This window comes from Variovorax sp. LjRoot130, from assembly GCF_964253755.1.
In the GTDB taxonomy this organism is placed as follows: Bacteria; Pseudomonadota; Gammaproteobacteria; order Burkholderiales; family Burkholderiaceae_C; genus Variovorax.
In genome coordinates, this window is sequence record NZ_CAXURM020000001.1 from 3,540,001 (window position 1) to 3,565,243 (window position 25,243).

General features: G+C 66.6%; 22 protein-coding genes. 12 read left to right on the top strand and 10 right to left on the bottom strand.

All coding sequences use genetic code 11. From position 1 onward, the window contains the following. The first annotated feature begins 156 nt into the window (after window positions 1–156). Both ACSQ86_RS17580 and ACSQ86_RS17585 read left to right on the top strand, forming a co-directional pair. Window positions 157–570 (top strand): nuclear transport factor 2 family protein, encoded by a 414-nt coding sequence (locus ACSQ86_RS17580; RefSeq protein ID WP_436309322.1) that lies wholly within the window; start codon window positions 157–159, stop codon window positions 568–570. Between the two features lie 26 nt (window positions 571–596). After that, a complete protein-coding gene (locus ACSQ86_RS17585) occupies window positions 597–1,244 on the top strand; it encodes a hydrolase (protein ID WP_436309323.1) in 648 nt (215 codons plus the stop codon). 160 nt (window positions 1,245–1,404) lie between these two features. Here ACSQ86_RS17585 and ACSQ86_RS17590 read toward each other — a convergent pair whose 3' ends face one another. Beyond that, window positions 1,405–2,127: a hypothetical protein gene (locus tag ACSQ86_RS17590; RefSeq protein WP_436309324.1), complete on the bottom strand. Its 723-nt coding sequence runs from the start codon at window positions 2,125–2,127 to the stop codon at window positions 1,405–1,407. Between the two features lie 7 nt (window positions 2,128–2,134). After that, window positions 2,135–3,166, bottom strand: coding sequence for an isocitrate/isopropylmalate dehydrogenase family protein (locus ACSQ86_RS17595; protein WP_436309325.1), 1,032 nt, complete (start codon window positions 3,164–3,166; stop codon window positions 2,135–2,137). A 109-nt stretch (window positions 3,167–3,275) separates the two neighbouring features. On the opposite strand from ACSQ86_RS17595, the gene ACSQ86_RS17600 reads away from it, so the two are divergent. Next, a complete protein-coding gene (locus ACSQ86_RS17600) occupies window positions 3,276–4,406 on the top strand; it encodes a 3-deoxy-7-phosphoheptulonate synthase (RefSeq protein WP_436309326.1) in 1,131 nt (376 codons plus the stop codon). Window positions 4,407–4,444: 38 nt separating this feature from the next. Here the strand turns inward: ACSQ86_RS17600 and ACSQ86_RS17605 are convergent, their stop codons facing one another. Further along, window positions 4,445–5,353: a LysR substrate-binding domain-containing protein gene (locus tag ACSQ86_RS17605; protein ID WP_436309327.1), complete on the bottom strand. Its 909-nt coding sequence runs from the start codon at window positions 5,351–5,353 to the stop codon at window positions 4,445–4,447. A gap of 146 nt (window positions 5,354–5,499) precedes the next feature. Between ACSQ86_RS17605 and ACSQ86_RS17610 the strand changes: the two genes are divergently transcribed. From ACSQ86_RS17610 to ACSQ86_RS17630, 5 genes are read left to right on the top strand one after another with little or no spacing between them, the layout of a single operon-like run. Next, a complete protein-coding gene (locus tag ACSQ86_RS17610) occupies window positions 5,500–6,300 on the top strand; it encodes an ABC transporter permease (protein ID WP_436292728.1) in 801 nt (266 codons plus the stop codon). Further along, window positions 6,297–7,325, top strand: a complete 1,029-nt coding sequence (locus ACSQ86_RS17615; protein WP_436309328.1) for an ABC transporter ATP-binding protein — start codon at window positions 6,297–6,299, stop codon at window positions 7,323–7,325. The genes ACSQ86_RS17610 and ACSQ86_RS17615 overlap by 4 nt, the downstream gene beginning before the upstream one ends. A gap of 41 nt (window positions 7,326–7,366) precedes the next feature. Beyond that, on the top strand, window positions 7,367–8,446 hold the full coding sequence (locus tag ACSQ86_RS17620; protein ID WP_436309329.1) for an extracellular solute-binding protein: 1,080 nt from the start codon (window positions 7,367–7,369) through the stop codon (window positions 8,444–8,446). Window positions 8,447–8,452: 6 nt separating this feature from the next. After that, on the top strand, window positions 8,453–9,274 hold the full coding sequence (locus ACSQ86_RS17625) for an ABC transporter permease (protein ID WP_436310285.1): 822 nt from the start codon (window positions 8,453–8,455) through the stop codon (window positions 9,272–9,274). Continuing rightward, window positions 9,225–9,773, top strand: a complete 549-nt coding sequence (locus ACSQ86_RS17630) for a TIGR00725 family protein (protein ID WP_436309330.1) — start codon at window positions 9,225–9,227, stop codon at window positions 9,771–9,773. Before ACSQ86_RS17625 ends, ACSQ86_RS17630 begins: the two co-directional genes overlap by 50 nt. 24 nt (window positions 9,774–9,797) lie before the next feature. Here ACSQ86_RS17630 and ACSQ86_RS17635 read toward each other — a convergent pair whose 3' ends face one another. Beyond that, window positions 9,798–11,324: a CoA-acylating methylmalonate-semialdehyde dehydrogenase gene (locus tag ACSQ86_RS17635; protein ID WP_436304514.1), complete on the bottom strand. Its 1,527-nt coding sequence runs from the start codon at window positions 11,322–11,324 to the stop codon at window positions 9,798–9,800. A 106-nt stretch (window positions 11,325–11,430) separates the two neighbouring features. Between ACSQ86_RS17635 and ACSQ86_RS17640 the strand changes: the two genes are divergently transcribed. Further along, complete coding sequence (locus ACSQ86_RS17640) at window positions 11,431–12,360, top strand: LysR family transcriptional regulator (protein WP_436304515.1); 930 nt, start codon at window positions 11,431–11,433, stop codon at window positions 12,358–12,360. 15 nt (window positions 12,361–12,375) lie between these two features. Here ACSQ86_RS17640 and ACSQ86_RS17645 read toward each other — a convergent pair whose 3' ends face one another. After that, window positions 12,376–12,975 (bottom strand): isochorismatase family protein, encoded by a 600-nt coding sequence (locus ACSQ86_RS17645; protein ID WP_436304516.1) that lies wholly within the window; start codon window positions 12,973–12,975, stop codon window positions 12,376–12,378. Between the two features lie 72 nt (window positions 12,976–13,047). Then, window positions 13,048–14,157 carry a PQQ-dependent sugar dehydrogenase gene (locus ACSQ86_RS17650; protein ID WP_436306313.1) on the bottom strand — a complete coding sequence of 370 codons (1,110 nt, stop codon included), beginning with the start codon at window positions 14,155–14,157 and terminating at the stop codon, window positions 13,048–13,050. Window positions 14,158–14,357: 200 nt separating this feature from the next. On the opposite strand from ACSQ86_RS17650, the gene ACSQ86_RS17655 reads away from it, so the two are divergent. After that, window positions 14,358–14,954 carry a C40 family peptidase gene (locus ACSQ86_RS17655; protein ID WP_436292722.1) on the top strand — a complete coding sequence of 199 codons (597 nt, stop codon included), beginning with the start codon at window positions 14,358–14,360 and terminating at the stop codon, window positions 14,952–14,954. Window positions 14,955–15,013: 59 nt separating this feature from the next. Here ACSQ86_RS17655 and lpdA read toward each other — a convergent pair whose 3' ends face one another. From lpdA to aceE, 4 genes are read right to left on the bottom strand one after another with little or no spacing between them, the layout of a single operon-like run. Next, window positions 15,014–16,831, bottom strand: coding sequence for a dihydrolipoyl dehydrogenase (lpdA, locus tag ACSQ86_RS17660; protein WP_436309331.1), 1,818 nt, complete (start codon window positions 16,829–16,831; stop codon window positions 15,014–15,016). Continuing rightward, on the bottom strand, window positions 16,828–17,418 hold the full coding sequence (locus tag ACSQ86_RS17665) for an MFS transporter (RefSeq protein WP_436304518.1): 591 nt from the start codon (window positions 17,416–17,418) through the stop codon (window positions 16,828–16,830). The genes lpdA and ACSQ86_RS17665 overlap by 4 nt, the downstream gene beginning before the upstream one ends. After that, the gene (gene aceF / locus ACSQ86_RS17670) at window positions 17,415–19,070 is read right to left on the bottom strand and encodes a dihydrolipoyllysine-residue acetyltransferase (protein WP_436309332.1); all 1,656 of its coding nucleotides are present in this window, start codon (window positions 19,068–19,070) and stop codon (window positions 17,415–17,417) included. The genes ACSQ86_RS17665 and aceF overlap by 4 nt, the downstream gene beginning before the upstream one ends. A 46-nt stretch (window positions 19,071–19,116) precedes the next feature. Then, window positions 19,117–21,843, bottom strand: a complete 2,727-nt coding sequence (gene aceE / locus ACSQ86_RS17675) for a pyruvate dehydrogenase (acetyl-transferring), homodimeric type (protein WP_436304520.1) — start codon at window positions 21,841–21,843, stop codon at window positions 19,117–19,119. A 217-nt stretch (window positions 21,844–22,060) separates the two neighbouring features. On the opposite strand from aceE, the gene ACSQ86_RS17680 reads away from it, so the two are divergent. Together ACSQ86_RS17680 and ACSQ86_RS17685 are read left to right on the top strand one after the other, a co-directional pair. Next, complete coding sequence (locus tag ACSQ86_RS17680; RefSeq protein ID WP_436304521.1) at window positions 22,061–24,604, top strand: PAS domain S-box protein; 2,544 nt, start codon at window positions 22,061–22,063, stop codon at window positions 24,602–24,604. Next, window positions 24,601–25,233 carry a response regulator transcription factor gene (locus ACSQ86_RS17685; protein ID WP_093108148.1) on the top strand — a complete coding sequence of 211 codons (633 nt, stop codon included), beginning with the start codon at window positions 24,601–24,603 and terminating at the stop codon, window positions 25,231–25,233. Before ACSQ86_RS17680 ends, ACSQ86_RS17685 begins: the two co-directional genes overlap by 4 nt. Window positions 25,234–25,243 lie beyond the last annotated feature (10 nt).

Below are 25,243 nucleotides of genomic sequence, written 5' to 3' on the forward strand. Positions count from 1 at the left end.
ACGATTGCGCAGCAGATTCGGACTGCGAATCGCAGAATCGAACAGTGCCTTGCGCAAAGCGGCATGACAACATTCGCTCGACCGGACAGGCGAGTGAAATCGTACTGAGCGTTTAACGACACGCGCCTCCCGGAACCCTGATCCCGGAAGGCGGAGATGATCGATCAACAGAAGTCCACACCCCATCGGGCGACGCCGGAAACGCCCATCGACTATGACCGCCTGATGCAGGCGAACCTCGCGCGCGTGTTCGGCGAGCGCGATGCCGGGCGGCGCATCGAGGCCATCCGCGAGCTCTATGCCGATGACGCCGTGCTGCACGAGCCGCATGCCTCCGTCCGCGGCCATGCCGCAATTTCCGAAGCCGTGACTGCGTTGCTCACCAACCTGCCGCAGGGCTTCGTCTTCGCCGCGGCGGGGCCGGCTGTCGGTCATCACGGAGCCGGACGCTTGCAATGGCGCTCCGGCGCGCCCGATGGCCCCGTCGCCGTCACCGGCACGGACGTCGCCCATTTCGAGGGCAGCCTCATCCGCGCCCTCTATGTCTTTCTCGATCCCATCGGCGCCTGAGCGTCAGTTCACCCAAGGAGTTCCAATTGCCCAAGACCGGCCTCGACGCCCTGCTTCGCCCCGAAGACAGCATCCTCGTGCTTATCGATCATCAGCCGTATCAGTTCACCAACCTGAACAGCCACGAGCCGACGATGATCATCAACAACGTCATCGGCCTCGCCAAGACAGCGAAAGTCTTCAACGTGCCGACGATCCTGACCACGGTGATCGAGGAACGCGGCGGCTATTTGATCAAGGGGCTTCAGGACGTCTTTCCGGACCAGAAGCCGATCGACCGCACGTTCATCAACACCTGGGAGGACCCGAAAGTTGTCGACATCGTGAAGAAGAGCGGACGCAAGCAGCTCGTGCTGGCCGCGCTCTACACCGAGATCTGCCTCGCCATGCCGGCGATACAGGCCCTCGCCGAGGGGTACGACGTCTTCATCGTCACCGACGCCTCCGGTGGCGTCACCGCGGAAGCCCATGACATGGCCGTGCGTCGCATGGTCCAGGCCGGCGCGGTGCCGATCACATGGCTCGCCGTGCTGGGCGAATGGCAGCGTGATTGGGCGCGCGAGGAGACTGCCGCTGGCGTCGCGAGCGTCGTTCTCGAGCATGGCGGCGCCAGCGCTGTCGCCTTGGCCTGGGAGCTGCAGCTTCTCGCTGGCCGAGCTGGCGCGGGCGTCTGACATGCCCACTGCGTCAGCGCCCATCCGTATCGGGTACTGCCTGTCGCTGACTGGTCCGGTCGCGGGCAACAGCCGGTCGGCTCAGCTCGCCCATGAGATTTGACGGGAGGACGTCAACAGCCGGGGTGGGCTGCTCGGGCGTCCTGTCGAACTTTGTCTGCTACGACGACCATGCGGACGCTTCACCGGACTTCGCCAAGGCGATCTGCAACCCGATGGCGATGAAAAGAGCCGAGCCCACACCGACGCTTGCACCTACCAGCAGGTCGACGGAAAGTCCGGCCAGGCCCGCCAGGCCGGCGATCACCGCGACCCCGCCGACAACAGCCGTTGCGGCGGCCAGGACCGGATGGACCGGGGATCCCCCTGTGCGCGCCTCGCTGCCCAGCGCCACGACCGCGCTGAAACCGTAGGCCACGGTTCCCAGCAGGAACAGCACGTCGAAGAGACGCTTGAAGCCGGCGAAGGCGCCTTCCGCGCCGGGCATGAGGGCCAGTTGGGGCAAGACGAAGCCCACCATGGCGTCGACCAGCGTGAAGATCGCCAGACTCAGCAAGCCGACAACCCAGCCGGCGGTGGCCAGGCCACGGCCGCAGCGCGCCGTGTGCTGCGCCATCAGGAAAGTACCGACGGCCCAGATGAGGTCGCCGAAGATGCCCGCCATTCCCGCCGCCTTCATGGTCGCGGCGCCGGCCGCTGCACCCGCCAGCGCGGCAGCGAGGTCGAAGGGCTGAACCGGCATCGCGCCCGCGCGAGGCGACAGCACGTAGAACAGGCTGGTGACCAGAACACCCAGCGCGCCCGCGGCCATGGCCCAGCCGGCCACCCTCACCGGCGCCGCGACTGCGCGCGCCTGAGCGGCTTGGCCGGTCGGAAGTGACATCCGCTTCTCAGCCGCCGGCTATCCGGCTCACCAGCGCCTTCGTGAAAGCAGCGGTCCCGGCGCTGCCGCCCAGGTCGCCGGTGCGCACCTTGTCGATGTTCAGCGTCTCGTCGATGGCCTTGCGCAAGCGCGTCGCCAGCGCCGGCAGCTTGCAGTGGTCGAGCATCAACGCGGCAGCCAGCAGCAGCGCCGTGGGATTCGCGATGCCTTTGCCGGCAATGTCGGGCGCAGAGCCGTGCACTGCTTCGAAGATGGCCGCGTCGGCACCGATGTTGGCACCGGGCGCCATGCCCAGGCCGCCGACGAGCCCCGCCACCAGGTCGGACAGGATGTCGCCGAAGAGGTTGGTCGTGACCAGCATGTCGAACTGCCAGGGGTTGAGCACCAGTTTCATCGCACAGGCGTCGATGATGACCGTGTCGAGTTCGAACTTGCCCTTGTACTTGCGCTCGTACAGCTCGAGTCCGGTCTCCAGGAAGATGCCGGTCAGCGCCTTCATGATGTTGGCCTTGTGCACGATCGTGACCTTCTTGCGGCCGGTCGCGACGGCGGTCTCGAATGCATAGTCGAGCAGGCGGCGGCTGCCCTGGCGCGTGTTGATGCCGGTGGCCATCGCCACTGCATGCGGATCGCCGTCGATCGGCACGTAGTGCTCGTGACCGATGTACAGACCCTCGAGATTTTCGCGCACGACCATCAGGTCGACGTTGTCGAAACGGCCGCCGGGAATGATGGTGCGCGCGGGGCGCAGGTTGGCGTAGAGCTGGAACTCCTCGCGCAGGCGAACGTTCGAGGACCGGTAGCCGCTGCCCGATGGCGTTTCGAGCGGTCCCTTCAGCGCAAGACGCGTACGGCGGATGCTGTCCAGCGTGGCTGCAGGAAGCGGGTCGCCAGCCAGTTGCACGCCGGCGAGGCCGGCAACCTGGCGATCCCACTCGAAAGGCGCGTGCAAAGCATCGAGGGCGGCGAGCGTCGCATCGACGATCTCGGGGCCGATGCCGTCCCCGGCGATCAAGGTTGCGGGAATGACATCGGACATGGGGTGACTCCAGGAAGTAAAGAAGCGCTCGATTCGGCAGCGCGGACCGGGCGATTATCGACGGACAATCCGGTGGTCCCCACGCATGAACCGCGCCGCGACCGAACACATGACCAGACTTGACGACCCCCTCCATGACGCCGAGATCGGCTCCCGCGACAGCACGATCGATACCACCCGCATCGACGACGTACGCATCGGCGCCGTCCGCCCGCTGATGACGCCCGCGCTGCTGCAGGAACGCGTCCCGGTGCGCGACGACACGCTCTCGCTGGTGGAAGCCAGCCGCGCGGCGATCGCCGACGTGCTGCACGGCCGCAGCGACCGGCTCGTCGTGGTCGTGGGGCCCTGCTCGATCCACGACCACGACCAGGCGCTCGAATACGGCCATCGGCTGAAAGCCGTGGCCGACGAGCTGCAGGACGACCTGCTGATCGTGATGCGCACCTACTTCGAGAAGCCGCGCACCACGGTGGGCTGGAAGGGCTACATCAACGACCCGCACCTCGACGGCAGTTTCGCGATCAACGAAGGCCTCGAGCGGGCGCGGCGCCTGTTGCTGGAGCTGACGACGCTGGGCCTTCCTGCCGGCACGGAGTTCCTCGACCTGCTGAGCCCGCAGTTCATCGCCGACCTGATTGCCTGGGGCGCCATCGGCGCACGAACGACGGAAAGCCAGAGCCACCGGCAGCTGGCCTCGGGACTGAGCTGCCCGGTCGGCTTCAAGAACGGCACCGACGGCAGCATCAAGGTCGCGGCCGACGCGATCCTTGCGGCGCGGGCTCCGCATGCGTTCATGGGCATGACGAAGATGGGCATGGCCGCCATCTTCGAAACCCGCGGCAACGACGACTGCCACGTCATCCTGCGCGGCGGCAAGACGCCCAACTATGCCGCCGCGGATGTGGCCGCGACCTGCGAGGCGCTGCGCGCGCTGGGCCTGCGCGAGCAGGTCATGATCGACGTCTCCCACGGCAACAGCAGCAAGCAGTACCAGCGCCAGATCGACGTCGTGCACGACGTGGCCGGGCAGATCGCCGCCGGCGAGCGACGCATCGCCGGCGTGATGATCGAAAGCCACCTGGAGGAAGGCCGGCAGGACCTGGTTCCAGGCGTCGCGCTCAAGCACGGCGTGTCGATCACCGATGCATGCATCGGTTTTTCGCAGACGGTGCCGGTGCTGCAGGAACTTGCCGCGGCGGTTCGGGCGCGGCGGCGGCTCTCCGACGGACGTCGTTAAACGCAAGCTGCGGTTCGTTGCCGGCGGTCCGGGTGCCCTCAGTCCTCGGCGCCGCGCGACTTCTGCCCTTCCGCCAGCAGCCATTCCCGAAACGCGGCGAACGCGGGCAGGTTCAGGCGATCCGGCCGATAGCACAGGTAGTGGCCCTGGTCGACCGTCACCGGCGCGCCGCAGGGGCTCTGCAGCGAAGCATCCGCCAATTCCTCCTGCACCAGCAGCTTCGGCACCAGGCCGATGCCGAGCCCGTTCAGTGCGGCCTGTATCAGCGCGGAGTACTGAGCGAAGCGGGGTCCTGCGACAGTCTGTATTTCGGCCACCCCATGCTGCGACGCCCATTGCCGCCAGGCGGTCGGCGCGCCCTCGTGATGCAGCAAGGTGTGGCCGAGGATGTCGGCCGGCTGCGCGATGCGGTGCTGGCCGGCGGCCAGCGCGCGAGAGACGATCAGCACGAATTCGCGGCCCGCGATGTACTCGGAGACCACGCCCGGCCAACCGTCCGAGCCATAGCGGATGGCGGCGTCGACACCGGCAGGAATTCCGTCGGTCGGCTCCAGATGGCGACTGAAATTCAGCGTCACATGCCGGCTCCTCTGGCTGAAGGCCGGCAGCCGCGGGATCAGCCATTTGGTGAGAAAGGTCGGCACGCTCGCCAGCGTGAGAAGGCCGGCGCCGGCATCGCCGGATCGGGCCTCGAAGGTGGCGGTTTCGATCGCACGCAAGCCACCCGCGACCTTCTGCCAGTAGACCCGGCCCTGAGGGGTGAGTTGAACGCCGCGGCCGTTTTTCTGCAGCAGCGGACGACCCAGGAAGGCCTCCAGCCCGGCGACCTGCTTGCTGACCGCACTCACGGTGATGCACAGGGCGCCGGCCGCGAGCGTGATGCTCTCGTAGCGCGCCACCGCATCGAAGGCCAGCAATTCCTGGATGGTGGGGCAGTCGCGTTTCATGGTTCGGAAGATGACATGTCGGTGAAAAACACTTTCCTTCTGCTCAATCGATGTGATCCAACATTCACGCATCCGCGTGCCCCGTCTTCCTAGAATTCCGGTGCTGACACGATCTTGTGCAGCCAACACTAGAGCATCCGGAAAGTATGACCGGGCTAGCGCAAGATTGGGAGACAAGCTTGATTCGTGGCGCCGCACTGGCTTACGGCCTCTACCTGCTGCTGCCGATCGCACTGCTGGTGATCGGCAGCGCGGGCGGCAGCTGGACCAACAGCCTGCTGCCCCAGGGCGTCACCGGCCAGTGGTACGTAGACCTGTGGCAGGACAGTTCCTTCCGCAAGGCCTTCTTCAACAGCCTGGTGGTTGCGCTCTCGGCCTGCGCCATCAACACCGTGCTCTCGCTGCCGTTGGCCTATGCGCTCTACCATGGCGCGCACCGCAGCGGCAGCTTCGCGGCCCGCATCGTCAGCGCCATGCCGGTGGCGGTGCCCGCCATCACGCTCGGCTTCGGCTACGTGATCGTGTTCAACACCGACTGGCTGCCCTGGCTGGGCTCGATGCCGCTGCTGATCGCAGCGCATGCGATCAACACGCTGCCCTACCTCACCAACACGCTGCTGGCCGACCTGCGCCATCTCGGCCTGGACCGACTGGAGCAGGCTGCGGCCACGCTGGGCGCCTCGGGCTGGCAGCAGTTCGCGGGCATCGTGCTGCCGAGCCTGCGCCAGAGCCTGCTCAGCGGGCTGGTGATGGTGGCGGCGATCTCGGTCGGCGAGTTCGGCCTGTCGAACCTGCTCACCAGCTTCCAGAACCGCACCTATCCGGTGGTGCTGCTGCAGGCCTTCTACGGCGCGACCGGTTTTGCCTGCGCATCGACCGTGATCCTGCTGCTGCTGGCCAGCGCCTCGGCCTTCCTGTCTTCCTCTCTCGTGAAAAAAAGCGCATGAGCCTGGTTCTCGATCACGTCCGCTACACCTACCCCGGCAGCACGCACGGGCTCGACGACGTCTCGCTCGATGTGCGCACCGGCGAGCTGGTCGCCGTCATCGGCCCGAGCGGCTCGGGCAAGTCCACGCTCCTCAAGCTGGTGTCGGGCCTGGAGACCGGCCACGCCGGCCGCATTGCCCTGGATGGCGAGGATCTGTCCGGCAAGCCGGTACACCGGCGGCATATCGGCATGGTGTTTCAAAGCTATGCGCTGTTTCCCCATCTGAACGTGCAGGACAACGTGGCCTACGGCCTCAAACTGCGCAAGGTGGCGACCGGCGCTCGCCGCAAGCGCGCGCAGGAACTGCTGGACCTTGTCGGCCTCGGCAGCTTCGCGCAACGCGCGGTCGCGCAGCTCTCGGGCGGGCAGCAGCAGCGGGTGGCACTGGCGCGTGCGCTCGCGATCGATCCGCGCGCGCTGCTGCTCGACGAGCCGCTCTCGGCACTCGATGCCGGCGTGCGCGGCCGCCTGCGCGACGAGATTCGCGCGATCCAGCAGCGCTTCAACGCCACCACGCTCCTGGTCACGCACGACCAGGAAGAGGCGTTGACCATGGCCGACCGCGTCGCCGTGCTGCAGGACGGCCGTCTGCTGCAGATCGCCACGCCGCGCGAGATCTACGAACAGCCGGCCAGCCGCGCGGTGGCCGAGTTCGTGGGCCTGTCCACCGTGCTGCCGGCCACCGTGGCAGCGCCCGACCGCATCGACCTCGGATTCGCCCTGCTGGCGGCGGCTACGCAGGGGCGCGCAACGGGCACCTCGGTGCATGTGCTGATCCGCCCCGAGCATGTCCAGCCCGACCCGGCACCCGACGCCCTCAATCGCCTGGCGGGCCGCACCAGCGCGCAGCGCTATCTCGGCGCACTCACGCGCTACGACTTCGAGGTGTCCGGCGCCGGCAAGCCCTTTCTTGCCGAATCGCGCGCGGCCGCTTCCCAGGCCATCGCCGTCGCGCCCGAGCACATCCGGCTGCTGGACGACTGAAGCCGCCGACATCCATCCCAACCCGTACCCAGGAGCACTTCATGCAACGCAGACACCTGATCCAGGCCGCCGGCTCGCTGCCCTTGGCAGCGCTCGCCGCGCGCACCGCCTTTGCTTTCGACGGACCCGAGCTCTACGCCGGCGAAAAGGCGCTCTATGCCGAAGCGCAGAAGGAGGGCCTGTGCGTCTCCTTCGACACCGGACCCGAATGGGCCAACTGGAAATCGCTGTTCCGCGATTTCAAGAAGCGCTACCCCGACATCGAGCTGACCTACAACGACATCGGCTCCGCAGCGACCGTGGTGGCGCTCGAGAAGACCCGGCGCCGCCCGCAAGCCGACACCGCGTACTACTTTGCCGCCTCGGCCGTCGATGCCGCAAAGAAGGACGTGGTCGCGCCCTTCAAGCCCGTTTCCTTCGACAAGCTGCCGGCCGTGTTCAAGGAGCCCGAGGGGCGCTGGTTCACCATCCACACGCTCAACATCGCCTTCCTGATCAACAAGAAGCTGGTGAAGAACATCCCCGCGAGCTGGGCCGACCTGCTCAAGCCCGAGTACAAGAACACGGTGGTCTACCTCGACCCGCGCTCCACCGGCATCGGCCAGGTGCTGACTTTCGCCGCGGCCTACGCGAACGGCGGCGGCGTGGACAACGTGCAGCCCGGCACCGACTACCTCGGCAAGCTGCATTCGGCCGGCAACGTGCTTCGCGTGGAAGGCACCACGCCCTATGCCAAGTTCCTCAAGGGCGAGATTCCGATCTGGATCAGCTACGAGAACGACGGCCTGAAGGCCAAATACGTCGACGGCATGGGCGACGCGGCCGAAGTGGTGATCCCGAAGGAAGCGAGCGTGGCGGCGCCCTACGCGATCAGCTTGGTGAAGAACGGACCGAACCCGAACGCCGGCAAGCTGTGGCTCAACTTCATCATGAGCGAAGCCGGCCAGTCGCTCTTCGCGCAGGGCTTCGTGCGACCTGCGGTGCCCGGCACGCCGCTCGCGCCGGATGTCGCGGCCAGGATGCCGGCTGCGCCGCAGGTCCGTCCGCTCGATGTGGTCAAGGCCTCGGAGCGCAAGGCCGAGGTGGACCGCCTCTGGGCCCAGGCCACGGTGGGCAAGTAGGCGATGATGCGGCGCTTCGGTGCCTGGCCCGCCTGGGCCTTCATGGCGCTGTTCTTTCTGGCGCCGCTGGTGGCGCTGCTGCCCGAGGCCTTCGCCGAAGGCGGCGGCGCCTTCGCACGCCTCTTTGCCAACCCGCTTTTCTACGGCGCGCTGCGCAACACGCTCGCGCTCGGCCTGGTGGCCGGTGCGCTGTCGGCCCTGGTCGGCACCTGCATCGCGATCGAACTGGCGCGGCAGCCCGAGCCTCGCCGGCAATGGATGATGACGCTGCTGGGATTGCCGCTGGCCTTCTCCGGACTGGTGATCGCCTACGGCTTCATTCTGGCGTTCGGGCGCGCGGGCTTCGTCACGCAGTTGCTCGCCGGACTGGGCGCCGATCCGGCCGAGGTCGGAAGCTGGATCTACAGCGTGTCGGGGCTGGGCTTTGCCTATGCGTACTACCTGATTCCGCGCGTGGCGCTCTCGCTCTATCCGGTGTTCGCCAACCTCGACACGCGGCCGCTGCTGGCGGCGCGCACGCTGGGCGCCTCGCGCGCGCGGGCGTTCCGGGATACCGTGGTGCCCGAGGTCGCGCCTTCGGTGCTCTCCAATGCCTGCCTGGTGGCGGCGCTGGCGATGGGCACCTACGGTACCGCGCTGGCGCTGGTGGGAACGCAATTGAACATTCTTCCGCTGATGCTGCTGGCCCAGGTCAGCGACGGCGGGTCGGACTTCTCGATGGCAGCAGCCTTGTCGCTGGTGCTGATGGTGGTGTGTGTGATCGTGATGGGAGCAGGTGATGTCGTTACGCGCAGACGCGAACGCGGTGCTGTCGGTGCCGGTCATTGAGGCGCTCGAGCGCCTGGCGCAAAGGCAGCGGGGACCGGCGCGCCACCGGCAGCCGGTGGCCATGATCGGGCCCGGCGATGGCGGCCTGCGCGAATGCGATGCCGCCTACGCGGTGGCCTGGCATCTTGCGCGCGCGGGCATGGCCGTGATCTGCGGCGGGCGCGGCGGCGTGATGGCTGCCGCCTCGCGCGGCGCCGTCGAGGCGGGCGGCATCGCGCTCGGCATCCTGCCTGAAGAGGACGACCGCGCCGCCAACGAATGGCTCAGCGTGGCCGTGCCGACCGGCATGGGCGAGATACGCAACGCCATCATCGCGCGCAGCGGCGTGTGCCTGGTGGCGATCGGCGGCGGCATGGGAACGCTGTCGGAAATGGCGCTCGGCCTCAAATGGGGCAAGGCGGTGTTCGTGATGTACGGCGACGTCCCGCTGCCCGGCGCTGTGCCCGCCGAGAACGTGGACGAGCTGCTGGGCAGGGTCGCGGCCTGCCTGCTTGCCTGAGGATCCGAAACGGCGGAGTGCCGCTTACTTCGCCGTCGGCATCACGAACTCGGCGCCCTTGGGCGTGCTCTCGGGCCAGCGCTGCATGATCGACTTCTGCTTGGTGTAGAAGCGCACGCCTTCCTCGCCATAGGCGTGCATGTCGCCGAACAGGCTCTTCTTCCAGCCGCCGAAGCCGTGCCAGGCCATCGGCACCGGGATCGGCACGTTGATGCCCACCATGCCGACCTGGACGCGGCGCGAGAACTCGCGCGCCACGTTGCCGTCGCGCGTAAAGCAGGCGACGCCGTTGCCGAACTCGTGGGCATTGATCAGGTCCACGGCCTCCTTCAGGTCGTGCACCCGCACGCAGGAAAGCACCGGGCCGAAGATCTCTTCCTTGTAGATGCGCATCTCGGGCGTGACGTGGTCGAACAACGTGCCGCCCATCCAGAAGCCGTTGGCGCAACCCTCGCCTGCCTGCGCGGCATCGAAGCGGCGGCCGTCGACCACCAGCTTCGCGCCTTCCTTCTCGCCCTGCGCGATGTAGCCGGTGATGCGCTCATGCGCCGCGCGCGTGACGATCGGGCCCATCTCGGCCGCGAGGTTCTCGCCGTCGAGCACCTTGAGCGTCCTCGCGCGTTCGATCAGCTTCGGCATGATCTTGTCCGCCGCGTCGCCCACCAGCACCGCGACGCTGATCGCCATGCAGCGCTCGCCGGCCGAGCCGTAGCCCGCGCCGATCAACGCGTCCACCGTCTGGTCGATGTCGGCGTCGGGCATCACCACCATGTGGTTCTTGGCGCCGCCCAGTGCCTGCACGCGCTTGCCGTGGCGCGCGCCGGTCTCGTAGATGTAGTTCGCGATCGGCGTCGAGCCGACGAAGCTGATCGCCTTGACATCGGGATGCTCGATCAGCGCGTCGACCGCCTCCTTGTCGCCCTGAACGACGTTGAACACGCCGTCGGGCAGGCCCGCTTCCTTGAGCAGCTCGGCCATGCGCAGCGAGGCGCTGGGGTCGGTCGGGCTGGGCTTGAGCACGAAGGTGTTGCCGGCGGCGATCGCGACCGGGAACATCCACATCGGCACCATCACCGGGAAGTTGAAGGGCGTGATGCCGGCCACCACGCCGAGCGGCTGGCGCAGCGTCCAGTTGTCGATGCCGGTGGAGACCTGGTCGGTGTAGTCGCCCTTGAGCAATTGCGGGATGCCGCAGGCGAACTCGACGATGTCGATGCCGCGCGTGACTTCGCCCTGCGCGTCGGTGAAGACCTTGCCGTGCTCGGCCGTGATCAGATGGGCGAGCTCGTCGCGATGGCGGTTGAGCAGCTCGAGGAACTTGAACATCACACGCGCGCGGCGGATCGGCGGCGTGTCGGCCCAGGCGGGAAAGGCGGCCTGCGCGGCGGCCACCGCCGCATCGACGTCGGCGCGGTTGGCCAGCGCGACATTGCCCGTCACGGCACCGGTGGCGGGATTGAAGACGTCCTGGGTACGCGACGAAGCTCCGCCGGCACGGCGGCCCGCGATGTAGTGCGCGATCGGGGTGGGAACGGAGATCTTGGTGGTCATGGCCGGGCCGGTAGTGGAGGGAAAGGCGGCCAGTCTAGAAAGCCGCGCCGCTGTTGCCTAGGCGCTGGCGCTGAATTGATTGTTTGCCATAGTGAACAATAGAGCCATGGATGACAAAAAAGTCGAACTGCTCTGGACCCATCTGCACTGGCTGATCGTCCTGGAGCAGCAAGGCAGCTACACGGCGGCGGCGGCCAGGTTGGGCGTCAGCAAGGCGGCCATGAGCCAGCGCATCGCCGAGCTGGAGCGCGCTGCCGGCGTGCCGCTGGTGCGCCGCACCACGCGCAGCGTGCGCCTCACCGAGGCCGGCCAGCGCCTGGTCGACGACATGCGCGCGCCTTTCGAGCGGATCGCGCACAGCTTCGCCAGCGTACGCGACCTGGCCAGCGCGCCGCGCGGCCTGCTGCGGGTGACGGCGCCGGTGGCGTTCGCGCGCCAGCAGCTGGTGCCGCGCCTTGCAGACTTCCTGCGTGCCTACCCGGAAGTGCGCCTGGAGCTGGACATGTCGGATCGCCTGCGCTCGCTCGCGATGGAAGGCTTCGATCTCGCCGTGCGGCACACCGCCGCGCCGCCGGAGACGCACGTGGCGTGGATGCTGGCGCCCACCCGCTCGGTGCTGGTCGCGAGTCGCGCCTACCTGCGCCGCCGCGGCGTACCGAACCTGCCGCAGGACCTGGCGAAGCACGACTGCCTGCACTACCCGCGGACGCAGGACACGCCCGCCTGGAGCTTCGTGCGCGACGCCGATGGCGAACAGGCGACGGTGCCGGTCAGCGGCCCGTTCGCCGCCAACAACAGCGAGGCGTTGCGCGATGGGGCGGCGACAGGTCTAGGCATCGCGCTGCTGCCGGACTTCAGCGCGCAATCCGGCCTGCAGGCGGGCAGGCTGGTAGAGGTGTTGCCGCAGTGGCGGCCGGTGGGGGCCTTCGGCGAGCGCCTGTATGCGATCCGCCCCTACTCCGCCCATGTGCCGCGCGCGGTGGAGGCCTTCGTCTCCTATCTGCGAGAGGCCTTCGCGGCGGGCTTCGCGGCCTGACGCGGCCGCGCTTCGCTAGCGAATCAGCGCCAGCACTTCATCGAAGCGCGGATGCTCGGCCGTTCGCAGCCACTCGAAGCCGACCATCTCCGTGGTGACGAGTTCCGCGCCGGCGCCGGCCAGGCGGTCGAAGGCCGCATCGCGATTGCGCTCCGTGCGCGAACTGCAGGCATCGGTCACCACCCAGACTTCGAACTCGTCCTCGAGCAGATCGAGGGCGGTCTGCAGCAGGCACACGTGGGCTTCGCAGCCCGCGATCACGATGGTGTTGCGCTCTTCGGCGGCCGCCGCCTTCTGCAAGTGCTTGGGCAGACTGCGTGCATTGCCCTGGGGGGCCTTGGCAGGCGCGCGCAGCCATTCGCCCAGCCCCTCTTCCGCCGCGCTGAAATGCATCTTGGCCAGCGTGCGCTGGCACAGGGCGCGGATGTCGGCCAGGTTCTCGCCGAGCTTCGAGGGGTTTTCTTCGGTGCCCCAGACCGGCACCTCGAGCAGGCGGGCTATCCGGCCGAGCCGCACCGCGTTCTCGACCACGGCCTCCGCTTCGAAGATCGCCGGCATCAGGCGCGCCTGGTAGTCGACCAGGACCAGTTGGGATTGCGATGCATCGAGCAGCATGAGGCGGAGTCTTTCACGAAAAAGCGAGGGGGCTAGACCGTACCACCGAACAGATCGGCCCGATCGGGCCGCTCAGTTCGGCCGCAAGCGCAGCAGCTTGCCGTCGGACTCGTCCGTCAGCACATAGAGCAGCCCGTCGGGCCCCTGCTTCACATCGCGGATGCGCGCCCTGCCGTCTTCCAGCAGCTTGTGCTCGGCGACGACCTTGCCGTCCTTGAGCTCGATGCGATCCAGGTAGCCGAACTTGAGCGATCCCACGAAGAGATTCCCCTTCCAGCCCGTGCCGTAGCGATCGCTGGTCAGGAAGGCCATGCCCGAGGGCGCGATCGAAGGCACCCAGTGGTGCAGCGGCTGCTCCAGCCCGTCCTTGCGCGTGATGCCGTCGCCGATCCTGCCGCCGCCGTAGTTCTCGCCATAGGTGATCACCGGCCAGCCGTGGTTGCGGCCGGCCTCGGGGATGTTGATCTCGTCGCCGCCCTGCGGACCGTGCTCGTGCATCCAGAGCTTTCCGTCGGGCGCCAGCGCGGCGCCCTGGCCGTTGCGATGGCCATAGCTCCAGATCTCGGGCAGCGCACCGGCTCGACCGACGAAGGGGTTGTCCGCGGGCACGCTGCCGTCCTTGGCGATGCGCACGAGCTTGCCCAGGTGGTTGTCGAGCTTCTGCGCGTCTTCCTTGCGGCTGAAGCGATCGCCCAGCGTCAGGAACAGGCTGCCGTCCTTGGCCTCGACAATGCGGCAGCCGAAATGGTGGCGGCTGGCGACCTTGGGGCGCTGGCTGAAGATCACCTTCAGGCCTTCGAGACGGCTGCCGTCGGCCGACAGCTGCGCACGCGCCAGGGCCGTACTGTTGGCCGAGCCACCCGCCTCGGGTTCGGAGAAGCAGAAATAGAAGGTCCTGTTCCTGGCGAAGGCCGAGTCCACCAGCACATCCAGCAGTCCACCCTGGCCGCCGGTGGCGATGGCGGGCAGCCCGGCCACGGGCGCACCCAGCTTGCCGTCGGCACCGACGACGCGAATGCGGCCGGACTTCTCGGTCACCAGGAAGCGGCCGTCGGGAAGAAAGCCCACGCCCCAGGGATTTTCGAGACCCGAAGCGACCACCTCCGGCCGCGGCGCCGCCATCGCGACACCCACTGCGGCGATCGCTAGACCCGAGAGCAACGCAATCCGAAACCGAACCATCTTGAATACTTTCGATGAATTCATGAGAGATCCTTCGAAATGAGTGAAAGCGCACCAGGCGAAAAAGTATCACTAAAAACTTTCGCTTTACATCACGGAACAACTTATGGCTGATAACGGAGAGCTTTACATTTCATAAAATCAGCGAATGTAAAAAACGTAGCCAGGACAATGGGTTGCATGCAGAATCCCGAATCCGCATGAAATTGACATCGCTATTTGTCATCCATATCCTACGCGCCATGCGATTTCTCCTACCCGCCTGCCTCTTGATTGCATTTGCCGCCCATGCCGCACCGCAACAAGACCGTACCGAAGAACTGGATTCCCTGCTTGCCGACAAGGGGCTGATCAATCAGCTTCAGCAGGTTCGCCAAACCGTCGTCGATCGCACCTCCGATCTGGTCGTTACCGCCATCGGTTTTCTGGGCGTCCCCTACCGCCGCGGCGGCAACACGGTGGAAACCGGCTTCGACTGCAGCGGCTTCGTGCGCGCGATGTACAACCAGACGGTCGGCCACCTGCTCCCGCGCCGCGCCGAAGAACAGGCCGCCGCCACCCAGAAAATCGATCGCAGCGAACTCAAGCCCGGCGACCTCGTGTTCTTCAACACCATGCGCCGCGCGTTCAGCCATGTCGGCATCTACGTCGGTGAAGGCAAGTTCATTCACTCTCCCAAGCCCGGCGCGCAGGTCCGCGTCGAGGACATGAGTGGAAGCTACTGGCAGCGCCGCTTCAGCGGTGCCCGTCGCGTGCAGGCGGCGCAGGGCGAGATCAACGCCAATACGGGCGACTGAGTCGGAGAGTTCACCAAAAAAAACCCGCCGTCGGCGGGTTCTTTTTTTGGCGGATGCCTTCAGCGTTTGACCGGCGGCAAATCCGTGCAGTGGCCGTGCACGGCCTCCGCTGCCAAGCCGATGCTCTCGCCGAGCGTCGGATGCGGGTGGATCGTCTTGCCGATGTCGATCGCGTCAGCGCCCATCTCGATCGCCAGCGCGATCTCTCCGATCATGTCGCCGGCATGCGTGCCGACGATGCCGCCGCCGACGATGCGATGCGATTCGGCATCGAACAGCAGCTTGGTGAAGCCCTCATCGCGGCCGTTGGCGATCGCGCGACCCGAAGCCGTCCACGGGAACAGGCCCTTCTCGATCTTCACGCCTTCGGCCTTGGCCTGGTCTTCGGTAAGCCCCACCCAGGCGATCTCGGGGTCGGTGTAGGCCACGCTGGGGATCACGCGGGCGTTGAAGGCCGCGCTCGCGAGTTCCTTGTCGCCCTTCTGCTCGCCGGCGATCACCTCGGCCGCCACGTGCGCCTCGTGCACCGCCTTGTGCTCCAGCATCGGCTGGCCGACGATGTCGCCGACGGCGAAGATATGCGGCACGTTGGTGCGCATCTGGATGTCGACCGGAATGAAGCCGCGGTCGCTGACGTTCACGCCGGCCTTCTCGGCACCGATCTTCTTGCCGTTGGGGCTGCGGCCCACGGCCTGCAGCACCAGGTCGTAGAGCTGCGGCTCCTTGGGTGCCTGCTCGCCTTCGAAGCTGACGCGGATGCCGTCCTTGGTGGCCTCGGCGCCGACCGTCTTGGTCTTCAGCATGATGTTGTCGAAGCGCGGCGCGTTGAGTTTCTGCCAGACCTTGACCAGGTCGCGGTCGGCGCCCTGCATCAGGCCGTCGAGCATCTCGACCACGTCGAGCCGCGCGCCCAGCGTGGAGTAGACCGAGCCCATCTCGAGGCCGATGATGCCGCCGCCCAGGATCAGCATGCGCTTGGGATCGACGCCGAGCTCCAGCGCGCCGGTCGAATCCACCACCCGCGGGTCCTTGGGCATGAAGGGCAGATGCACGGCCTGCGAACCGGCGGCGATGACGCAGTGGCGGAACTTGACCGTCTGTGCCTTGTCGGTGGTGGCCTTGCCGTCGCCCGTGGTTTCCTGCACCTTGACGTGGTACGGATCGACGAACTCGCCGATGCCGCGCACCGTCGTCACCTTGCGCATCTTGGCCATCGCGGAGAGGCCGCCGGTGAGCTTGCCCACCACCTTGTTCTTGCGGCCGAGCAGCTTGGCGCGGTCGACCTTGGGTTCGCCGTAGCTGATGCCGAGGTCGGCGAAATGCTTGACCTCGTCGATCACCGCGGCCACGTGCAGCAAGGCCTTCGAAGGAATGCAGCCGACGTTGAGGCAGACGCCGCCCAGCGTCGCGTAGCGCTCGACCAGCACCACCTTGAGGCCGAGGTCGGCCGCGCGGAAGGCAGCGGAATAGCCGCCGGGGCCGGCGCCCAGCACCAACAGATCGCATTCGAGATCGACCGAGCCGGTGTAGCTCGACGCCACGGCGGGAGCTTGTGTGGGCGCTGGGGCCTGCTTCGGTGCCGCTGCGGCGGGTGCCGGGGCCGGCGCTGCCGGCGCGGGTGCCGGCGCAGCGGCGCCTTCCGCCACATCCAGCGTCAGCACCACCGAGCCTTCGCTCACCTTGTCGCCCACCTTCACGGCCAGCGCCTTGACGACACCGGCATGCGACGACGGGATCTCCATCGAAGCCTTGTCCGACTCCACCGTGATCAGCGACTGCTCGGCCTTCACCGTGTCGCCCACTTTCACTAGCACCTCGATCACCGCGACTTCGTCGAAATCGCCGATGTCCGGCACCTTGATTTGCTGTTCGCTCATTTGGACACCTTCAGTTTGAGTGTGAGAACGTCGATGGGGCCCGCCGAATTGCGATCGAATTCGCAGGCCGCGGCGACGCCGGCTTCCGCGATCTCGCGCGCCGAGCGCACCTTGTCGTAGGCCGCATGCATGGCGCCGAGCGCAAAGCTGCGTCCCGAGCCGATGCTCCAGAACTGCTTGAACTCGAAGACCTCGCGGTAGCTGTAGATCCCGTAGATGCCGCTCGGGTTGGCGAGCAGCATCGTGAACTGGCTCGATTCGTAGGGATCGTGCTCGTCTTCCTTGGTCTGCAGGAAGAAGGACTCCTTCAACACCGGATGCAGCAGCGTGAAGGTGCGAAAGATCTGGTCCTTGCTGCCGAAGCGCAGCGCATCCGCCGGCTGGGCTGCCAGCGCCTGCTGCAGCACCAGGAAGTGCGCGGCCGCGCCGGCGACGGCGAAGACGCTCTCGCCCTCCGCATCGGCGACCCGGAAGAGCTTCTGGTTCGCCTCGGCGTTGAACGACAGCCGCGTGTCCCCGAAGGTCACGAGCGCATCGGCCGCCATCACCACTTGACCGCCTTTACGGACGGCCACCACCGTGGTCATAGGAGAACGCGGCGGAAGTCGGCGAGGACCTGGCCCAGGTAAGCGTTGAACCGGGCGGCCGAAGCGCCATCGATGACGCGATGGTCGTACGACAGCGACAGCGGCAGGAGCAGGCGCGGCTGGAAGGCCTTGCCGTCCCACACCGGCTTCGTCGCGCTCTTGGACAGGCCGAGGATCGCGACTTCGGGCGCGTTGATGATGGGCGTGAAGTGCGTGCCGCCGATGCCGCCGAGCGAGCTGATCGAGAAGCAGCCGCCCTGCATGTCGGCCGAGCCGAGCTTGCCGTCGCGCGCCTTCTTGGCGAGCTCGCCCATTTCCTGGCTGATCTGCAGAACGCCCTTCTTGTCGGCATCCTTGAGCACCGGCACCACGAGCCCGTTGGGCGTGTCGGCCGCGAAGCCGATGTGGAAGTACTGCTTGTAGACGAGCTGGTCGCCGTCCAGGCTGGTGTTGAACTCGGGGTACTTCTTCAGCGCCGAGACCACCGCCTTGATCACGAAAGCCAGCATCGTCACCTTGACGCCGGACTTCTCGTTTTCCTTGTTGGTCGAAACGCGGAAAGCTTCGAGCTCGGTGATATCGGCTTCGTCGTTGTTGGTGACGTGCGGGATCATCACCCAGTTGCGGTGCAGGTTGGCACCGCTGATCTTCTTGATGCGCGACAGGTCCTTGCGCTCGACAGTGCCGAACTTGGTGAAGTCGACCTTGGGCCAGGGCAGCAGGCCGAGCGCTTCGCCGCCGCCCGCGGGCGCCTTGGCCGCCGAAGCCTTGGTGCTGGCCGCGCCGCTCATCACCGCGCGGGTGAAGTTCTGGACATCTTCCTGCGTGACGCGGCCCTTGGGCCCGCTGCCCTTGACTTCCTCGAGCGGCACGCCGAGTTCGCGTGCGAACTTGCGTACCGAGGGCGATGCATGCGGCAGCTTGCCGCTGGGGGCGACCGTCGGATCGTGCGCGGGCGGCGCGGCAGCCGGGGCAGCGGATACCGCCGGAGCGGCTGCCGGCGCAGGCGCCGATGCGCTCGCCGGCGCAGGCGCCGCGGCCGCCTGCGCCGGAGCGGCGGCAGCGCCGCCGCCCGAACCTTCGACCACCGCGATCAGGTCCCCGATGTTGACCGTGTCACCGACCTTGACCTTGAGTTCCTTCAGCACGCCGGCCGCGGACGACGGAATCTCCATCGAGGCCTTGTCCGACTCGACCGTGATCAGCGACTGCTCTTCCTTGATGGTGTCGCCCGGCTTCACCAGCACCTCGATCACCGCGACATCCTTGAAGTCGCCGATGTCCGGCACCTTGACCTCGACCGGGCCTGTGGCCGCGGCAGCGGCCGGAGCAGCCGCAGCCGGCGCTGGTGCAGCTGCTGCCGGCGCCGGTGCCGCGGCCGGCGGCGCGGATGCAGCAGGTGCCGCAGCTGCGCCCTCGCCTTCGAGCACCAGCACGACCGAGCCTTCCTTGACCTTGCTGCCGACCTGGACCTTGAGTTCCTTCACGACGCCGGCCTGGCTCGACGGAATTTCCATCGAGGCCTTGTCCGACTCCACCGTGATGAGCGATTGCTCGGCCTTCACCGAATCGCCCACCTTTACCAGCACTTCGATCACTGCGACTTCATCGAAATCGCCGATGTCCGGCACCTTGACTTCCACTGTTGCCATAAAAGTGTCTCCCGCCCTAGAGGCGCAGTTGATTGTTGGTTTTTGTTTACGCGTAGAGCGGGTTGATCTTTTCAGCGTTGATGCCGTACTTCTTGATCGCCTCTGCCACCTTGGCAGCCGGCACCGTGCCCTCGTCGGCCAGCGCCTTGAGCGCGGCCACCACGATGAAGTGGCGGTTGACCTCGAAGTGCTCGCGCAGCTTGTTGCGGAAGTCGCTGCGGCCGAAGCCGTCGGTGCCCAGGACTCGGTAGGTGCGGCCCTTCGGAATGAAGGGGCGGATCTGTTCGGCGTAGGCCTTCATGTAGTCGGTCGACGCCACGACCGGACCGGTGCTCGCCGAAAGCTGCTCGGCAACGAAGGGCAGGCGCGGCTCGTCGGTCGGGTGCAGCAGGTTCCAGCGATCGGCTTCCTGGCCGTCGCGGGTGAGCTCGTTGAAGCTCGGGCAGCTCCACACGGAGGCGCTCACGCCCCAGTCCTTCTCGAGGAGTTCCTGCGCCGCGATGCTCTCGCGCAGGATCGTGCCGCTGCCCAGCAGCTGCACCGTCGGCGCCTCCTTGCCCTTCGCGGCCTTGACCACCGGGGCCTGCTTGCAGAGGTACATGCCCTTGATGATCTGCTCCTCGGTGCCGGGTTGCAGGCCGGGCATCGGGTAGTTCTCGTTCAAGAGCGTCAAGTAGTAGTAGACGTTGTCCTGCTTCTCCACCATGCGCTTCAGGCCGTGGTGCAGGATCACGCCGACCTCGTGCGCGAAGGTCGGGTCGTAGCTCACGCAGTTCGGGATGGTGTTCGCGAGGATGTGGCTGTGGCCGTCTTCGTGCTGCAAGCCTTCGCCGTTGAGCGTGGTGCGCCCCGAGGTGCCGCCCAGCAGGAAGCCGCGCGCCTGCATGTCGCCCGCTGCCCAGGCCAGGTCGCCGATGCGCTGGAAGCCGAACATCGAGTAGTACACGTAGAACGGCACCATGATGCGGTTGTTGGTGCTGTACGAAGTGGCCGCGGCGATCCAGCTCGACATGCCGCCGGCCTCGTTGATGCCTTCCTGCAGGATCTGGCCGCTCTTGTCTTCCTTGTAGTACATGACCTGGTCCTTGTCGACCGGGGTGTACTGCTGGCCATCGGGGTTGTAGATGCCGATCTGGCGGAACAACCCTTCCATGCCGAAGGTGCGCGCTTCGTCAACCAGGATCGGCACCACGCGCGGACCCAGCGCCTTGTCGCGCAGCAGTTGCGTGAGGAAGCGCACGTAGGCTTGCGTGGTCGAGATCTCACGGCCCTCCGCCGTGGGCTCCATCACGGCCTTGAAGGTGTCGAGCGCCGGCACGGTGAAGCTCTCGTCGGCCTTGGTGCGGCGATGCGGCAGGTAGCCGCCGAGGGCCTTGCGGCGCTCGTGCAGGTACTTCATCTCGGGCGTGTCGTCGGCCGGCTTGTAGAACGGCAGCTCGGCGATCTGGCTGTCGGGAATCGGGATGTTGAAGCGGTCGCGGAAGGCCCTGATGTCCTCGTCGCCGAGCTTCTTGGTCTGGTGGACCGTGTTCTTGCCCTCGCCGATCTTGCCCATGCCGAAGCCCTTGACGGTCTTGACCAGCAGCACCGTGGGTTGGCCCGTGTGCTTGACGGCCGCATCGAAGGCCGCGTACACCTTCTGCGAATCGTGGCCGCCGCGGCGCAGGTTCCAGATGTCGTCGTCGCTCATCTTGGCGACCATCTCGAGCGTGCGCGGATCCTTGCCGAAGAAGTGCTTGCGCACGTAGGCGCCGTCATTGGCCTTGAACGACTGATAGTCGCCGTCGTTCGTCTCCATCATGATCTTGCGCAGCGCACCGTCCTTGTCGCGTGCCAAGAGCGGATCCCAACTGCTGCCCCAGATCAGCTTGATCACGTTCCAGCCCGAGCCGCGGAATTCGCCTTCGAGTTCCTGGATGATCTTGCCGTTGCCGCGCACCGGGCCGTCCAGACGCTGCAGGTTGCAGTTGATGACGAAGATCAGGTTGTCGAGCTTCTCGCGCGCGGCCAGGCCGATGGCGCCCAGCGATTCGACCTCGTCCATTTCACCGTCGCCGCAGAACACCCACACCTTGCGGTGCTCGGTGTTGGCGATGCCGCGGGCATGCAGGTACTTGAGGAAGCGCGCCTGGTAGATCGCCATCAGCGGGCCCAGGCCCATCGAGACGGTGGGGAACTGCCAGAACTCGGGCATCAGCTTCGGGTGCGGATAGCTCGACAGGCCCTTGCCGTCGACTTCCTGGCGGAAGTTGAGCAGTTGCTCCTCGGTCAGGCGGCCTTCGAGGTAGGCGCGTGCATAGATGCCGGGCGAAACGTGTCCCTGGATGTAGAGGCAGTCGCCGCCGTGGTTTTCGCTCTCGGCGTGCCAGAAGTGGTTGAAGCCGGCGCCGAACATGTTGGCCAGCGAGGCGAAGGAGCCGATGTGCCCCCCCAGATCGCCGCCTTCGGCGGGATGGTGGCGGTTGGCCTTCACGACCATCGCCATCGCGTTCCAGCGCATGTAGGCGCGCAGCCGCTCTTCGATCTCAAGATTGCCGGGGCAGCGTTCTTCCTGGTCGGTCTCGATCGTATTCACGTAGGCGGTGTTGGCCGAGAACGGTTTGTCGATGCTGTTCTGGCGTGCATGTTCGAGCAGTTGCTCGAGAAGGAAGTGCGCACGCTCGGGGCCTTCGCTTTCGATGACGGCCGACAGGGCGTCCATCCATTCGCGGGTTTCCTGTGCGTCCGGGTCGTTCGCGGCCGAGCCGTACAGGTTCTCGGGATTTGCCGACATGCTTGTCTCCTTTTGAGGGGGGTTGTGGCTGTAATTTAGTGCCGTATCCGGCAGCGCGCGGGAGTTTCGCACAGAAATATCCAAATTTCAAATAGTGCGTGATGATTTCTTATTATGAAATACATGAATGCTGTCAGAGGCGAAGGTGGCCTCGTTCGAAGTCATGTCACTGCACGCAACCACGGCCCGCAGCGGGCCCTTCCCCTAAACTCGCGCGATGCCCTTTTCCTCTCCGATCGCGGTCGCGCGCAGCGCTGTCAACGCGTCGCCGCTGTCCTGGTGGCGGCGCTGGTGGCGCCGGCAGACGCCGGTGCTGCAGGATGCGGTCGCGATGCTGGCGCCGCTGGCGGCGGTGCTGCTTTTTCTTGCAGCCATCGTCGCGGCCTTCTGGTATCTGCGCGCAGAAGAGGTGGAGCGCGAGCAGGAGTCGGTCAAGCGCGACGTGGAGTACGCGCAGCAACGCGTGCGCCTGCGGCTTCTGGAGCGGCAGGAGCAGCTGATGCGCCTGGCGCGCGATGCCTCCAACCGCGAGATCGACGCCACCGAATTCGCGAGCCGCTCGGAATCGCTGGTGAGCCAGTTTCCCGAGCTTCAGGCGATCAGCTGGATCGACGACCGGCGCCGCTTCAAGGCGGGCTACGCGGCGCCCAGCGTCCATCCGGCACAACAGCATGCCGTGGGCGACGTGCTGCGGCCGGGCGACATCGAGAGCAATTACGCGCTGGCGCGCGAGCTGCGCCAGCCTGTGTTCTCGCAACCGGTGGCCGGCGGCGACCCGCCGTCGATGCTTCAGCTGCACATCCCCTTCTTCGACCAGGGCCTGTTCGCGGGCATGGTGCTGGGCGAGTTTTCGATCGATGGCCTGCTGCGCTACGGCATGCCCTCCGAGGTGTCGGCGCGCTACGCGGTGTCGCTGCTGGATGCCAAGGGCGGCCTGATCGCCGGCAACACGGTTGCCAGCCCGCGCGAGGCCGAGACCCGCCTCCTGCCTTGGTCCGAACAGACCAACGAATACGAAGTCCCGGTCTCGCCGGTGGGCAACGCACTGGTGCTGCGCGCGCAGGCCTACCGCACCTCGCAGGGCGTGGTCGGCAACGGCCTCTTCTGGCTGGTGGGCGCGCTCAGCGTGCTCACAAGCTGGATGCTGATCGGCACCTGGCGCCACACGCGGCGCCGGCTTCAGGCCCAGCAGGCGCTGGTGGCCGAAACCAACTTCCGGCGCGCGATGGAGAACTCCATGCTCACCGGCATGCGCGTGCTCGATCTCGAGGGCCGCATCACCTACGTCAACGCGGCCTTCTGCCAGATGACAGGCTGGGACGAGAGCGAGCTCGTGGGCCAGACGCCGCCCTTCCCCTACTGGCTGGAATCCGATCGCGAGATCATGAACGAGCGGCTCGAGGAAGAGTTGCATGGCCGTGCGCTCCCGGGCGGTTTCCAGGTGCGCGTCAAGCGCAAAAACGGCAGCGTGTTCAACGCCCGCCTCTACGTGTCGCCGCTGATCGATGCGCGCGGCCATCAGACCGGCTGGATGACCTCGATGACCGACATCACCGAGCCCACCCGCATCCGCGAGCAGCTCTCGGCCTCCTACGAGCGCTTCACCACGGTGCTCGAGGCGCTGGACGCCTCGGTGTCGGTGGCGCCGCTCGGCAGCGAGGAACTGCTGTTCGCCAACAAGTTGTACCGGCTCTGGTTCGGCTCCGACACCGTGGGGCACCTGGGCATGGTGGCGCAGGCCGGCGTACCGGCCTCGCACGCGCACGACGACGCACTCGACGACGTCGATCCTTTCGCCGGCCTGCCGATCGACCAGCTGACCACCGCGCAGCCTGCCAACAACGAGATCTTCGTGCCCGAGCTCGGCAAGTGGCTCGAGGTGCGTTCGCGCTACCTGACCTGGGTCGACGGCCGGCTCGCGCAACTGGTGATCGCCACCGACATCACGCCGCGGCGCGATGCCGAAGACCTGTCGGCCGCGCAGGCCGACCGCGCGCAGGCCGCCAGCCGGCTGATCACCATGGGCGAGATGGCGTCCAGCGTCGCGCACGAGCTCAACCAGCCGCTGACCGCGATTACCAACTACTGCAACGGCATGATGTCGCGCATCCGCGGACAGCAGATCGATTCCGAGGCCCTGCTCGCGGCGCTCGACAAGACCTCCAAGCAGGCGCAGCGCGCGGGCCAGATCATCCAGCGCATCCGCTCCTTCGTGAAACGCAGCGAGCCGAACCGCACGCCGGCCGAGGTCTCGACCATGGTGAGCGAAGCGGTCGAGCTCGCCGGCATCGAGCTCCGCCGCCGCAACGTGCGCCTCAACCACTACGTGGCCGCGCGCCTTCCGGTGGTGCGGGTCGATCCGATCCTGATCGAGCAGGTGATGGTCAACCTGCTGAAGAACGCGGCCGAGTCGATCGACCTGGCCGACCGGCCGCTCGCGCGTCGCAGCGTCGAGCTGCGCGTGCTGCCCAAGGTCATCGACGGCCAGAACGCGGTCGAGTTCTCGGTGCAGGACACCGGCATGGGCCTCGCGCCGGAAGTGATGGATCGGCTCTACGAAGCCTTCTTCTCGACCAAGCCCGAAGGCATGGGCATCGGGCTCAACCTCTGCCGCACCATCGTCGAGTCGCACCGCGGCCGGATGAAGGCAGAGAACATCTACAATGGCCCGGATGTCGTCGGATGCCGTTTCTCCTTCTGGATTCCGGTGTTGGACGCTATTGATTCCGTAGCAAGCAACGAGGCGAAGGTACCTGCATGAGTTTGATTCCCAAGAAGGGCACGGTCTATGTCGTCGATGACGACGAGGCAGTCCGCGATTCGTTGCAATGGCTGCTCGAAGGCAAGGACTACCGGGTTCGCTGCTTCGATTCGGCCGAATCCTTCTTGTCCCGCTACGACCCGCGCGAGGTCGCCTGCCTGATCGTCGACATCCGCATGGGCGGCATGTCGGGCATCGAACTTCAAGACCGCCTGATCGAGCGCCGCTCGCCGCTGCCGATCGTCGTCATCACCGGCCACGGCGACGTGCCGATGGCAGTCGACAGCATGAAGAAAGGCGCCATGGATTTCATCCAGAAGCCCTTCAACGACGATGCGCTCGTAGCGCTGGTCGAACGCATGCTCGAACACGCGCGCGGCGCCTTCGCGCAGCACCAGCAATCGGCCAGCCGCGACGCACTGCTTTCCAAGCTCACCGGCCGCGAGGCGCAGGTGCTCGAGCGCATCGTCGCTGGCCGGCTCAACAAGCAGATCGCCGACGACCTCGGCATCAGCATCAAGACGGTGGAAGCGCACCGCGCCAACATCATGGAAAAGCTCAACGCCAACACGGTGGCCGACCTGCTCAAGATCGCCTTGGGACAGGCGGCGCCCGGCAAGGCAGCCTAGCGGCTATCGT

Bases quoted from the DNA above. Each gene is read 5' to 3' on its own strand.
- ACSQ86_RS17580 (WP_436309322.1), top strand. From the start codon at position 157: ATGATCGATCAACAGAAGTCCACACCCCATCGGGCGACGCCGGAAACG.
- ACSQ86_RS17590 (WP_436309324.1), bottom strand. From the start codon at position 2,127: ATGTCACTTCCGACCGGCCAAGCCGCTCAGGCGCGCGCAGTCGCGGCG.
- ACSQ86_RS17595 (WP_436309325.1), bottom strand. From the start codon at position 3,166: ATGTCCGATGTCATTCCCGCAACCTTGATCGCCGGGGACGGCATCGGC.
- ACSQ86_RS17600 (WP_436309326.1), top strand. From the start codon at position 3,276: ATGACCAGACTTGACGACCCCCTCCATGACGCCGAGATCGGCTCCCGC.
- ACSQ86_RS17605 (WP_436309327.1), bottom strand. From the start codon at position 5,353: ATGAAACGCGACTGCCCCACCATCCAGGAATTGCTGGCCTTCGATGCG.
- ACSQ86_RS17610 (WP_436292728.1), top strand. From the start codon at position 5,500: ATGACCGGGCTAGCGCAAGATTGGGAGACAAGCTTGATTCGTGGCGCC.
- ACSQ86_RS17615 (WP_436309328.1), top strand. From the start codon at position 6,297: ATGAGCCTGGTTCTCGATCACGTCCGCTACACCTACCCCGGCAGCACG.
- ACSQ86_RS17620 (WP_436309329.1), top strand. From the start codon at position 7,367: ATGCAACGCAGACACCTGATCCAGGCCGCCGGCTCGCTGCCCTTGGCA.
- ACSQ86_RS17625 (WP_436310285.1), top strand. From the start codon at position 8,453: ATGCGGCGCTTCGGTGCCTGGCCCGCCTGGGCCTTCATGGCGCTGTTC.
- ACSQ86_RS17630 (WP_436309330.1), top strand. From the start codon at position 9,225: ATGTCGTTACGCGCAGACGCGAACGCGGTGCTGTCGGTGCCGGTCATT.
- ACSQ86_RS17635 (WP_436304514.1), bottom strand. From the start codon at position 11,324: ATGACCACCAAGATCTCCGTTCCCACCCCGATCGCGCACTACATCGCG.
- ACSQ86_RS17640 (WP_436304515.1), top strand. From the start codon at position 11,431: ATGGATGACAAAAAAGTCGAACTGCTCTGGACCCATCTGCACTGGCTG.
- ACSQ86_RS17645 (WP_436304516.1), bottom strand. From the start codon at position 12,975: ATGCTGCTCGATGCATCGCAATCCCAACTGGTCCTGGTCGACTACCAG.
- ACSQ86_RS17650 (WP_436306313.1), bottom strand. From the start codon at position 14,157: ATGGTTCGGTTTCGGATTGCGTTGCTCTCGGGTCTAGCGATCGCCGCA.
- ACSQ86_RS17655 (WP_436292722.1), top strand. From the start codon at position 14,358: ATGAAATTGACATCGCTATTTGTCATCCATATCCTACGCGCCATGCGA.
- lpdA (WP_436309331.1), bottom strand. From the start codon at position 16,831: ATGAGCGAACAGCAAATCAAGGTGCCGGACATCGGCGATTTCGACGAA.
- ACSQ86_RS17665 (WP_436304518.1), bottom strand. From the start codon at position 17,418: ATGACCACGGTGGTGGCCGTCCGTAAAGGCGGTCAAGTGGTGATGGCG.
- aceF (WP_436309332.1), bottom strand. From the start codon at position 19,070: ATGGCAACAGTGGAAGTCAAGGTGCCGGACATCGGCGATTTCGATGAA.
- aceE (WP_436304520.1), bottom strand. From the start codon at position 21,843: ATGTCGGCAAATCCCGAGAACCTGTACGGCTCGGCCGCGAACGACCCG.
- ACSQ86_RS17680 (WP_436304521.1), top strand. From the start codon at position 22,061: ATGCCCTTTTCCTCTCCGATCGCGGTCGCGCGCAGCGCTGTCAACGCG.
- ACSQ86_RS17685 (WP_093108148.1), top strand. From the start codon at position 24,601: ATGAGTTTGATTCCCAAGAAGGGCACGGTCTATGTCGTCGATGACGAC.